We start from the raw sequence: 12,976 nt of genomic DNA on the forward strand, positions 1-12,976 counted from the left end.
AACGACATGACACGAATCGTAAAATATCTATTCTCCCTTGTTTTTCTGCTTCTTGCAGGAGCACAGAACTTGTGTGCCCAGCAAGTGGCGGTAAAAACCAACGGCTTGTCACTTCTGGCAGGAATACCCAACTTGGGATGTGAACTGGTAGTGGGTGAACGTTCCAGCGTTGATTTAAGTGTCTATGGGGGATATAAACCCTATGGAACAGATATTAAAATCATCGGTGTGCAACCGGAATACCGTTATTGGTTCAATGGTCGTCCTATGGTACGCGAATATATCGGTATATCAGCCTTGGGAGCGAATTATGACATTCATTGGGGGAAACATATTTACGAAGGGGATGCAGTAGGAATCGGCATAACGATGGGATATTCGATGGCACTGGGCAAACGTTTTAACCTTGAATTTTCGGCTGGTTTCGGAGCTGTCCATTTCTGGCATCAGCAATACTTCGAGAATGATAACTTTGAGGATTATGCAATTAATAATCCGGGAAAGACGAATGCGCACGGATATAAACTGTTTCCGGCAAAACTGGCGGTTTCTATTTCTTATATTATTAGATAGAGAGTAAGATTGTGGATATGAAAGTAAGTTTGATAAGAATAAGCAGAGCCATGAGAATAGCTTTTCTTTTGATCTGTTATTTAGCTGCTTGTATTCAGATGAATGCGCAGGCACCCAAGCTGGTAATGGGACGTGTACTGGACAAAGAAGCGTCAGAGAAGAAAAGAAAACCGGTCCCGTTTGATCTATCTTCTATTGGCGACATAAAGATTTATTATTTTAATACCGTTCAGGAAGGAAAAGATATGGAAACTGCCTTGAACCAGGACAATATCAGCCTTACCCTTTCTGCCATGTATGAAGTGCCCGATGCTACAGGAGCTTATCAGATTACTTTACCGGAGACCGGTTCGTTGGTTATTAAAGTAAGTACGGCGCCTGCCGTATTTGAAGCGATCAATGGCCGGCGTGAGATTACTACATATGTAGATATGGGGCACATGATTAGTCAGGTAACAGTTGTAGGACAGCGTACGGAGGTGACGTCCATGCCCGAAACACCTGACCAGTATGGAGATATGATTATCCTGAACGGGGCGAAGGTCGCTGTACCCCAGATGATTGGCAAAGACAATGCCCGGATGATTGTGCAACCGTATGTGATAAATAACAGCAAAGGAAAGAAAGTGGAGATGTATCGGTTGCCGCGTGTATATGATGGTGCTCAGTATGCACTGACGCAAGAAAGACGGATGGGCTATGATATAAAGCACGATTCACTGTTTAATTTTATAGTGGAGAATGAACCGCTTTCTGCAGAAAAGGCTTCCTATATGTGGAACGATACAATCAAGCTTTCCAATGCACAAGACAATTTTCAAGTGTTAGCCCTCATGCAGATGGAGGACTATACACGTCCTTATTACGAACGTCTGTTGGAACTTTCTACACGTAGTCCGAGACGTCCGTTACGTTTTCTGGAATATTCGCTCGACCAATATGAACTGGATCCTAAGAAGTACGAAGAAAAACCGAAAGTAGAACGCCGGACTGGTGTGGAGGACATTTCTCTGAGTTTCTTATTGGGAAAGGCGGAGCTGGATCCTGAAGACCCGAACAATGAAGTGCAACTGGATAAGCTGAAGGCAAAGCTGCTGGAAGTGGTGAATGGGGAAAGCTCTACTTTGAAAGAACTCCATCTGTATAGTGTTTCATCTCCGGAAGGGTCTTATGCGTCTAACGTTGCTTTGTCCCAACGTCGTCTGGCATATGCCCGTTCGTTGGTCTATTCAGTCATTCCGGCGCATACGATGAAACGATTGTACACTTATACACCGAACGACTCACGGGTAGCCACCTGGCTGGAAGTCGCAGATTTGCTGGAGCAGGACACTCTGCCCGATGAAGCTGCTGCCATTCGCGAGATTGTTGAAAAGTATCCGAAAAATCAGGATTTACAGTATCGGCAAGTAGCGGCTCTGCCTTATTATAGTATGATTATTAAAGCGCATCTTCCTAAATTGCGTTCAATGAAGTGTGAATATACTGCTGAAATTTATCGTGCGCTGACAAAAGAAGAAATACTGAATCGTTATCAGAATGATCCTGATTATCGTTCGGGAAAGAAAAATTTCGCCTTATATGAATATTGGCACTTGTTTAACATGGTGAAAGACCCCAATGAGTTGGAGGAGCTTTATCGTCGTGCATACAACTATTCGAAAGAACTGACTAACGGAAAACCGTGGGTACTGGCAGCCAATAATCTGGCTGTATCTTATCTGAAACGTGATACGGTGGATACCGAGGTGCTGAAACCACTGGTAGACTTTTCTGTAAGAGGTTGTAACGTAGAACGTACTTTTGACGGACGTGTGATCGGAATAGATAATGTGGAAGAGATAGTGGCCAATCAACTTGCCATGTATCTGAAAAAAGGGGATTTCTCGGAAGCCAGCCGTCTGGCTCAGTTATTGCCTGATAATGAAAAGAATAAAAAGATAAAAGCATTTGCTTTCTGCCTGGGGGGATATTATAAAGTAACCAGCGGATTGAATGACGCTGAAATTGCCCGTCGACTAGAGACATTCGAACTGGTCAGAAATAGTTCGCCTATTAATAACGTGGTGATGTGTCTGGCAATGAAGACACATGCATGGAATGAGAAGGCAGAGAAAGTGCTGGAAGAATTACCGGCAGACGATCCGAAAACACTTTATTTGAAAGCAGTCCTTTATTGCCGGAAAGGTGACTTTTTTGCTATGCAGGCGGAAGAGGCACTGACAAACTGTTTCAAGAAAGACAGCAGCTATATCTCGATAGCCGAATGGGACGGGGATATTAGTGAAGACTGTTTCAAATATGCCAAAATGGGTTATGAAGACGAAATGGCTACAGGAGGAAATGAGTAGCTTAAATAGATAATTAATGGTGATGAAAAGATATATATTGACGTGTGTTTGTGGTGGAATGCTTGCCGGAAGTGTAATGGCTCAGCAGCAGGATTCCATTGCAAAAATGCGAGATGCCGCTGCTGCTCAGGATTCCGCTATGCAACGAAGAAGTCAGGCTGACACAGCCTATCGTGTGAAATACAACGCTTTGAAATATTCGATGCAGAAACGTTATCAGCCTCAAGGTCTGGAGTTTGTCAATAAAAAGTTCTTGGATAACTTCTTTGTCAGTTTCTGGGGTGGATATAACCGTATCATTCCTCAGGGTGGAATGAATCTTTCCGGCGGACCGGAAATCGGCTTGGCTGCATCAAAATTCTTTTCTTCTAAAAACGGGATGCGGCTATATGGAAGCTGGCAGTCTGCCAACCGGCAGAGTGATAATGAGAAGTGGACTAACTATACGCTTGGGATAGATCATATTTTCAATCTTAGTACTGCCTTTGCCGGTTATAACCCTTATCGTATGTTCGAACTCTCTACGGTAGAGGGGCTTGGGGTGCATCTCGCTTCATTGGCGGGAGAGAAGCAGAAAGCTGTTGATTTTCATCTGGGGCTGCAAATGAAAATATCCACCGGGACCCGTCTGGATGTGTTCATGGAGCCGGGAGTTTCTTTTTATACAGATGGAATTGATATTTCCGGAAACAATAACTCACATGGTTATGATATAGGTTTCAATGCCCGGGTGGGTATGAATTATCGCTTAGGTACTTTTACTCCGCGTGGAAGTACGGAAGCCGGGGATGAAAATTTCCTGGATAATACATTTGTCAGTGCGGGGATGGGATTGCAGGCGCAGAATTCCTCATTGGCCAGAGAACAAGGGTTGTTAGGCTCTACAGGACCTATTTTTGGCGTGGCGGCAGGTAAGTGGTTTCTCGATTTATTCGGTTTTCGTCTGTCTGCGTTTGGCTCTTATGATGTATGGAAAGCAAATCAAAAGACTGGAATTGACAGAATGACTTTGTATGCGGGTGGACGGGCTGAAGTGATGCTGAATCCTTTCGCCTTTTTTAAGAAAGATGTGCGTTCGATGAAATGGGGAATCGTCCCGATGTTCGGTGTCGAGCTGGGGGTAATGAAGAAACAGGATGAACGTGAGCTTGTATCCAAATCGTATACCGGAATGACCGGCGGGCTTCAATTTAAGTACTATCCGACAGAGAATCTCGCTTTCTTTGTAGAACCCCGTATGTCATTTGTACCTTATACATTTACGGAGAAGACGATTTCCGGGAAGGTGAATGAATATTCTTTCATGGATAAATTGATGAATGTAAGTGTAGGTGTTGAACTGCGTCGTCCTACTCGTCCGCAATGGCAACAGTTGGCAAAACTGAGGGGGGATTTTACACCTTATTATTATACCTCTTATGCTGTCGGTATGACAATGCCGCAGCAATTGAACCGGCCTACTTCACGACGTCCGGGATTTATAATCGGAGCTGCAGTCGGACGTCAGTTCAGTTCACTTTCCGGAGTACGTCTGGGACTTGATTTTAATAATGCGGCTACCCGTACGACAGATGACAAGACTGATCGTTATACTTTTACGAGCCTTTCTTTGGATTATATGTTTGATATATCCAATTGGGTGATAGGTTACGACCCGGAACGCAAGTTCGGTACGGAAGTCTTTGCCGGACCTGTCATTACCCGTTGCTTCGATCCAGGGAAAACTTATGTAGGAGGAGAAGGCGGGGTACGCCCTTATTGGAGACTGGGAGAGCAATTTGATGTTTTTGCAGAGTCTAAATTACGGCTTTATACAAAACGCTATATGAATTCCCGTGGAGGGGCGAAAGGGACTCCTTTGCAACTGTCTTTTGCTTTGGGAACATCTTACCGGTTTAGTCCGGCTTTACGTAAGAATTTGACGGAAAGCGGATTCGGGGATGGCACAATCTGGGGGAATACATTTATTAGTGGAGGAGTCGGTTTCCAGTCTTTGGTCGGCCCAAGTCGTTCTATGGATGCTTTCGCTTCGGCGGGTCCGACGATGAGTGTGTCTGTCGGTAAGTGGTTGTTACCTTATTGGGGAGTACGTTTTTCCGGTTTTGCGGGAATCAGCAGTTGGGGACAGGCCTTGAGTGAATATGGAACCCTTTCTGACAAGCGGACGATGCAGGGAGGAATACGGGTGGAAAGTATGTTTGATGTCCTTTCTTTCTGGAAATATGATAAAGAGCGGCGATGGGGAATTGTCCCGATGCTTGGTTTGGAACTGGGAAAAGTCCGTAGGCAGAGTGAGAAAGCCAAAGTTAGTGCGGCGGGAGCGGCATATGCAGGTGTAACGGCCGGATTACAATGCAAATATTATGTTTCCGATCATATGGCATTATTTATAGAGCCCCGTTTCTCGCGTATACCTTATTCTTATAGAGACGTAAATGTAGAGTCCGGTTATATTGGTCCGCGTACTACGGCAGCGGATAATGTAATGAGTGTTCAGATAGGCCTGGAATTCCGTCATGCGGGTGGTAAGGCATTGAAGGAACTGGCGGCTCTCAGAAGAGAATTCGAACCTTATTATTTTGCTTCATGGAATGTAGGTGCCAATATGCCCGTCCATCGTGTAAAGTATGATTCGAATGCAGGTCTTGGAGTGCTGATTGGTGTATCGGGGGGACGGCAGTTCTTCCCGTGTTCCGGAGCACGTGTCGGTTTGGATTATACTGCCTTGCCGGGTAGAAACGGTGGGGATGCACGTAAACTGATTAGTGTGTCGGCTGATTACCTCTTTGATATAACTCATTTCATGGGTGGCTATAATCCTGAACGTAAATTTGGAGTAGAAATTCTGGCAGGTCCGGTTCTGGCATTTGGCTCAGAACCTAATAAGACAACCTTTGGCGTAGAAGGTGGCTTGCATTTTTATTATAAATTGGTTAAAGGGTTCGGAGTATTTGCAGAACCCCGTATGCGTATGTATACTAAGAATATTTTGGCAGGCGGTGATCTTACTCCTGTGCATGCTGCATTTTCGGTGGGGACTTCTTATCGGTTCTGAATTGCAATATATTAATGTTTTTCATAGAGTTGTGAAGAATTTCAATTGTTGCAGTGTAGAAATAGTTTCTTAATGAGAAAATTTGGATGGTTTCCTTCTTTTTAGTAAGCAAGGATAACAGTTAATCATTGGTGGATATATTTTTTCTGTCTTTCAAAAGAATATAAGCATCAATGATTAACTGTCTTTTTGTTTGATATTGGTAAATATTAGTATTTCTTTCTGCTTAATATTTTATAAGTTTAACTACTAATTGACTTTTAGTGTTTGCAACTCTCTATTAAATCTTTTTTGGATTCGATTGCTTATTTAAATATTTGTCTCTATATTTGTTATTCTAAACGAACAAAAGTAGACTGAAGTATTTAGAGAGGGAGAGTTTGGATTGTATATTATTATTCTTGTATTGTTCTTGTAATGAGAATGTAATCTACTCTTCTTTATTTTGCCCGCTCTAATAGACGACTTAAATTGAGACAGATGGGAAAAAGACATGTTTTGTATGCCATAGTGTTACTATTGGCTTTAGGTTCTTGCAGTAAGGAAGCGCAGCAAGAAACAGAGAGTGGGAAACAGCAGTTTGTGCGTTTCACTTCGGTGGTTGAGGGTACATACACAAGAGCGAGCGGAGCTTCATGGTCTCCAAGTGACGCTATCGGTGTTTATATGAAAAAAAATGGGGCTGAACTAAGTGCAAGTTCCATTGTTGGTGAAGGTGATAATGTCGAATACTTTACAGAAAATGGTGATGGTAATTTCTTGCCGGTATCAACCTATCTTTCTTTTCCGGATGATGGCACTAAAGTCGATTTTATAGCATATTATCCACATCAGGAAACAATCAATAACTTTATTTATCCAGTTGATGTTACGAATCAAGCAGATCCCGAAACGATTGACTTATTATATGCAGACAAGTTGGAAGGGATTAGCGAACGTTCCAATGCTTTGAATCTTTCTTTTTCTCATCAATTGGCTCGTTTAGTGTTAAATATAAAGAGCGTTGATGGTTCCTCATTGGATGGACTGAATGTGTCAATTTCCGGTGTGAAGACGACAGCTGAATTTGCGCTGGCGGATGGCTCTTTGAATATCAATGCAGATTCAAAAGGTGTTGTAGATATGCATATGGTCAGAGGAGGAGGGTTGATGGCAGAGGCTATTCTTTTGCCTGAAGGTACTTTGACAGATGTAAAACTGGTGTTTCAGCAAGGTGGAAAGAAACATGAGCAGGTATTGAATAACGCTAAACTGGAGAAAGGAAGTGTATATACATATACTATAAATTTCAAGAATGGTGAAGGGCAAGTCGATCCGGAAGCGAAATATGCAAAATGGAGAGAAACCCCAGTAATAACGAAGAGCCAATTGGATGATCCTGATATTATGTACGTTGTTCATGATATGCCTAATTCCATGAAAGATCCGGTTAGTAAAAAATCGCTCCGGAATTACTGTTTGTTGTATGATACAGATTTAAAGTTTGCTTATTGGGTGGCATATCCATTATTTGCGGACGTGATAAAGAAAGGGACGAATAGGACAGATGCATGGGGATACGATCCTAGTATTTCTTCCAGTCTTCAGGCTAATTTATCAAGTGGATTTAATGGAGGAGCGGTATATGATCGCGGACATCAGTTGCCAAGTGCAGATCGCATTTGTGATGCCGCAACTAATAGGACAACGTTTTATTATTCAAATATGACTCCTCAGATTGGAAAGAAACTGAATCAGACTATTTGGGCTAGTCTTGAAGATAAGGTACGTGGATGGGTAAGTGGAACAGATACGCTTTTTGTTGTTACCGGTGCAATGCCACCGACAAGTGGTACTATTGAACGTCAGAAAGGAATGGCCGTGCCGGCATACTATTTTAAGGCTTTAGCTCGTCAGGTTAATAAAACATTTTATACGATAGCCTTTAAAATGGATAATAAGCAATATACTGGTACGGATTATATGAGTACTGCTATATCTGTAGAAGAGTTGGAACAACTTACAGGCTTTACTTTCTTCCCGACTTTAGATGCCCAGGCTAAAAAGTTGGATAAATCGAAATGGCAATAATTTTTAGTTCTTATTATATCAATGTTTAACTAATCACTAAACGAATTATGAAATTAGGGAAATTCTTATTTACAGGTTCATTATCACTTTTTGCTCTTGCTGCATGCGTGAGCAATGATGATAAAAGCGAGTGGAACGACGGGAGTCAGCCCATTAACTTCACTTCTTCAATTCAGGGACTTAACACAAGGGCTGCTAATGCCGAGTGGACTGCTGGTGACAAGGTAGGTATCTTTATGAAAGCTGCTAACGGAGACTTGTCCGCCGCAACAGCTGTGAATAAGTTGCATACAACAGACAAAAATGGAAATCTAACTGCTTCTAATGCGGATAATGCTTTGTATTACCCGACAGATGGTAGCTCGGTAGACTTTGTGGCTTACTATCCCTATGTAACTTCTTTGGCAGGAACTACATATAAGGTAGATGTTACCACTCAGACCGATCAGCCTGCTATCGATCTTCTTTACTCAGATAATGCAAAAGGCTTTGCAAAAGGTGCATCGAGTAAACCGCAACTACAGTTTGCTCATATGCTGAGCCAAATTGTATTTAATATTGAAAAAGATGCTACTATTCCTACATTGAATGGACTTAAAGTAACATTTAAGGGCATGAATACAAAGGCTGATTTTACATTGGCTGATGGTAAATTAGGCAATGCTGGAACTGTGGCTGATATTGCAGCTAATGTAGATGTGGATGGTGCTACTGCTACTACAATAGTATTACCGGCTACAGCGTTGAGCGATATAAAAGTTGTGTTTGATTTGAATGGAAAGTCTTATACAGCTGACTATCCACAGAATGTTTTGGACGCAGGACGTAAATATGTACATAAGGTAAAATTGAGTGATAGCAATGGCCAGCCTGTAATTGTTATGGAAGCTGCTACTATAACTGATTGGATTGAAGTACCGGGTGGTGATATTGATGTAGACTTTGGTGGTGGTACTGTAACTCCTCCTACGGAAGTAGTATTGTTGGATGAACCGTTTGATGCAAATCAAGGTGTGTTTACTATTGATGACAAAGTTCTGCCAGAGGGAAGTACTTATGTATGGAAATGGAATACCTATACAGATAAGAATACTCAAATAACTACTCAATATATGAAGGCTAGTGCTTTCATCAATAATGCGAATAAGGCATCAGAAAGCTGGTTAGTTTCTCCTGCTGTTAATTTAAGTAATGTAAGTGATGCAACTTTATCATTTGAACATTGTCATAAATTTGGTGCTGTTAAAGAGAATGAGATGTCTGTTTGGATTGCAAATGCAGGAACAACAGATTGGCATCAATTGACTATTCCTACCTGGGGAACTGGAAATGATTACACGTATGTTACGGCAGAAATTAATTTGAAGGCATATGTTGGAAATAGTGTTCAAATAGCATTCAAATATGTAAGTACAGAAAGTGCGGCTGCTACTTGGCAGATTAACTCTGTAAAGGTAGTTGGTATGAATGGTGAAGGTGGTGGAACAGTAGATCCAGAACCTGACCCGGAACCAACTCCAGGTGAGGAAGTCATTTTGTTAGAAGAAACTTTAGGTACACCTGCAAAAGATGGTACTCAATGGCCATGGGTTGCTGATTATAAAGGTTGGACAGATACTCATGATTTACAATATTCAGCAAATAATGTTTCGGTGAGATCGGTTGATGGTTTTGCAAATCTTTGGTTCCCTAGTAAGAAGGAAAGTTTCTTTAAAATTTCAGAATTGAATACAACTGGCTATTCTAATCTGAAGTTTTCTTATGGAATTACTTCGGAAGCATCTGGAGTAGATCAAAATAAGATTACTGTATCAACAGACAAGGGGGATGTTGTAGTTGAAAGCAAGGCTATTGCTGCAACTAAAACTTACCAATTGGTTGAATTGACTTTGCAGGATGGGATTACTTTCATTCAATTAGCTGGAACAACAGCAAATGAAAAGGGTTATCGCATTAACAATCTTAAACTTGTGGGAGTAGGCAAATAATACTTGTATTATATGTAATATTCAGAAGAATATTGCAAGTATAAGAGGGATGAAAAGCAGGTAATACATGTTAGGATTACCTGCTCATCTTTAAAACATAAACGAATAACTGATAATTATGAAACAAACTTTTGTGCTTTTACTAACACTCCTTTTCCCGGCTCTCCTCTTTTCTCAGGAGTCAGAGACAGGCATAGAAGGACGTGTGATTGGTTCGGAAAGCAGGCAGCCCGTTCCCGGAGTTATTGTGACTCTGAACGGAGAAAACAGGCAGACCAGAACTGATGTGAAAGGAGCTTTCTTCTTTAATAATATATCCCCTGGAAAGGATGTACTTATTTTTAATTCAGTAGGCATTGCTCCAAAGAATATTTTAGTTGACATAGCTAAGGGAGTAGTTACTGATGTCGGCACCATTGAAGTTGTCGAGTTGACTGCTACTGAAGATTTGTCATTGATTGGTGTGGTTGATGAAGCCATGGTAGATGATGATGTAGAAGGCGCTTCGCAAGAGATTAGTTCGAAAGTAATCCTTTCTAACGATGTGTTTCTGAATAAGGCGGCTTATCAGTTATCACCTATGCGCTTCCGTGCCAGAGGGTACGAAAGTCCTTATGAAAAAAAATACATCAATGGAGTCAATTTCAATGACCAATTGAGAGGAGTATTCAATTACTCTTCTATTGGTGCATTAAACGATATGACCCGTAACGGAGACGTAGTAAATTATAATGCACCGTCTGCTTTTACCTACGGTTCTATTGGTGGAGCAGAAAATGTAAATATGCGCGCATCCGGTTATACTCCGGGCACTAAAGCTACACTTACTTATACCAACCGCAACTATTATTTGCGTGGAATGGTCACATATTCCACAGGTCTGATGGATAATGGATGGGCATTTTCTGCATCTGTCGGTGGTCGGTATTCGCATGAAGGAGCAATAGACGGTACATTCTACCGTAACTTCTCTTATGCGCTTTCTGCAGAAAAACAGTGGCAAGGTGGCAAGCACAGCCTTTCTATTGTAACTTTCGGTTCGCCAGTAGTGCGCGGACAACAGAGTGCTTCTTATCAACAGGTTTATGAATACCTGGACAATTATCTCTATAATCCGAACTGGGGATACCAAGACGGTAAAAAAAGAAATGCGAAAGTAGTGAAAGCTTTCGATCCCACTCTAATTCTTTCACATATATGGAAGATTAATGACGATATGACACTGACTACCGGTTTAGGTACTCATTATGGACGTTATGGGAATACTGCTCTGAATTGGTATAACGCTCCGGATCCACGTCCGGATTATTATCGCCAACTTCCTTCTTACTTCAAGTATGCAGTTGAAGGGTTTGATAACCAAGAGGGGGCTGATAAGTGTGAACTGCTTTGGAGAAGAAATGATACAAATTATACTCAAATCAATTGGGATAATATGTATCTGACAAATGCCTTAGGTGACGGTTCTGCAGAATATATGGTAGAGGAACGTCGAAGTGACTTATTCGAGACAACTCTAAACTCTACTTTCAACGCTCGTCTGAATGACCATCACACATTGACTGCCGGTATAGAAGCACGTTCTACTCTTTCCCGGCAGTTTAAAACGGTGAACGACCTTTTAGGCGCATCATATGTCTGGGATTATGATAAATATGCCGAACAAGATTTTTACGGAGATAAGTTGAGAAAACAAAATGATTTGAACCGTCCCGATCGTAAAGTATATGAAGGTGGAATTTTTGGTTATAATTTCGATCTGAATATTTTTAAAGCAGGAGGATGGATAGTAGATAAGTATACATCTGCCAAATTGGATGCTTACTATGGTATGAAGATAGACTATACGAGCTTTTATCGAGATGGAAAGATGAGAAACGGACGATATCCCAATGATTCATATGGAAAAGGAAGCACATACACCTTCGTTGATATGGCGGTAAAGGCCGGACTTACTTATAAGATTAATGGCCGACATTTTCTGACAGCTAATATCAGTTATGGGACAGAGGCTCCTCTGCCTAATTATGTCTATCTTTCTCCTCGTATTTCCGATTATACGACGACCTCTGTATCAAAAGAGGATTTGAAGAGTGGAAGAGTATTTTCTGCTGATATTAATTATATATTCTCTCTACCTTCACTTACTGGACGGGTGTCTTTGTTCCAAACTAATTTCTATGATCAAATGGATCGTAATAGTTATTTCAATGGAACATCGTATTTGAATCATGTGCTGTATAATATGAATAAGGTGCATCGTGGTATTGAGTTGGGTGCAACTTATAAACTGGATAATCACTGGAGTTTTGATTTGGCAGGTACAATATCCGAATATTATTATAGCAATAATCCGATGGGAGTTGAGAATTACGAAGCTGATCCTGAGAACGAGGATAAAAGTAGTACGGTCTACATGAAGAATCTTCATGTAGGAGGTATGCCTCAATTTGCAGGAACTTTTGGCGTTCGCTATTTTATTGATTATTGGTTTTTGGGAGCAAACTTGAATGCCTTTGGACGTAACTATGTAGACGTATCGCCTAGCCGGCGTTTGGCGGAAACTTATGACCAAGTTGATCCTGTGGCCGATCCGGTACAATATCAGTACTATAAGGAAACGGTTGCTCAGGAGCGCTTCGGTAGTGCTTGCACTGTAGATTTGTCTATTGGAAAGATATTCTATTTACCACATAGACAGTCTATCAATGTTAATTTATCGGTGAACAACGTTCTCAATAAAACAGACGTGCGTACTGGCGGTTATGAGCAAGGACGTGTTGTTACGGTAAAGAATGGAAAGAAATCTTTGTTGAACCCAAGACTTCTTCCTAATAAATATTATTATATGCAAGGAATCAACTGCTTCATGAATGTCAGCTACCGGTTCTAAGGAAATCAAGATATGTAAATATACTAATTAATAAATAATCAATGAT

General features: G+C 41.3%; 6 protein-coding genes. All 6 read left to right on the forward strand.

The window, feature by feature from the left end; all coding sequences use genetic code 11:
* The first annotated feature begins 6 nt into the window (after positions 1-6).
* The 6 genes from RDN93_RS06775 (at position 7) to RDN93_RS06800 (ending at position 12,930) form a co-directional block, all read left to right on the forward strand.
* The gene (locus RDN93_RS06775) at positions 7-573 is read left to right on the forward strand and encodes a DUF3575 domain-containing protein (RefSeq protein WP_308744788.1); all 567 of its coding nucleotides are present in this window, start codon (positions 7-9) and stop codon (positions 571-573) included.
* Between the two features lie 50 nt (positions 574-623).
* Positions 624-2,924, forward strand: a complete 2,301-nt coding sequence (locus RDN93_RS06780; protein WP_308744789.1) for a hypothetical protein — start codon at positions 624-626, stop codon at positions 2,922-2,924.
* 22 nt (positions 2,925-2,946) lie between these two features.
* A complete protein-coding gene (locus tag RDN93_RS06785; protein ID WP_308744790.1) occupies positions 2,947-5,979 on the forward strand; it encodes a hypothetical protein in 3,033 nt (1,010 codons plus the stop codon).
* A 480-nt stretch (positions 5,980-6,459) separates the two neighbouring features.
* The gene (locus RDN93_RS06790) at positions 6,460-8,049 is read left to right on the forward strand and encodes a fimbrillin family protein (protein ID WP_308744791.1); all 1,590 of its coding nucleotides are present in this window, start codon (positions 6,460-6,462) and stop codon (positions 8,047-8,049) included.
* 47 nt (positions 8,050-8,096) lie between these two features.
* Positions 8,097-10,037 carry a fimbrillin family protein gene (locus RDN93_RS06795; protein ID WP_308744792.1) on the forward strand — a complete coding sequence of 647 codons (1,941 nt, stop codon included), beginning with the start codon at positions 8,097-8,099 and terminating at the stop codon, positions 10,035-10,037.
* Between the two features lie 118 nt (positions 10,038-10,155).
* A complete protein-coding gene (locus RDN93_RS06800) occupies positions 10,156-12,930 on the forward strand; it encodes a TonB-dependent receptor (RefSeq protein ID WP_308744793.1) in 2,775 nt (924 codons plus the stop codon).
* Positions 12,931-12,976: the final 46 nt, after the last annotated feature.

Origin of the sequence: uncultured Bacteroides sp. (genome assembly GCF_902491285.1) — a bacterium.
Taxonomy (GTDB): Bacteria; Bacteroidota; Bacteroidia; order Bacteroidales; family Bacteroidaceae; genus Bacteroides.

Coding starts and splice junctions, on each gene's coding strand:
- RDN93_RS06775 (WP_308744788.1), top strand. CDS start 7: ATGACACGAATCGTAAAATATCTATTCTCCCTTGTTTTTCTGCTTCTT.
- RDN93_RS06780 (WP_308744789.1), top strand. CDS start 624: ATGAGAATAGCTTTTCTTTTGATCTGTTATTTAGCTGCTTGTATTCAG.
- RDN93_RS06785 (WP_308744790.1), top strand. CDS start 2,947: ATGAAAAGATATATATTGACGTGTGTTTGTGGTGGAATGCTTGCCGGA.
- RDN93_RS06790 (WP_308744791.1), top strand. CDS start 6,460: ATGGGAAAAAGACATGTTTTGTATGCCATAGTGTTACTATTGGCTTTA.
- RDN93_RS06795 (WP_308744792.1), top strand. CDS start 8,097: ATGAAATTAGGGAAATTCTTATTTACAGGTTCATTATCACTTTTTGCT.
- RDN93_RS06800 (WP_308744793.1), top strand. CDS start 10,156: ATGAAACAAACTTTTGTGCTTTTACTAACACTCCTTTTCCCGGCTCTC.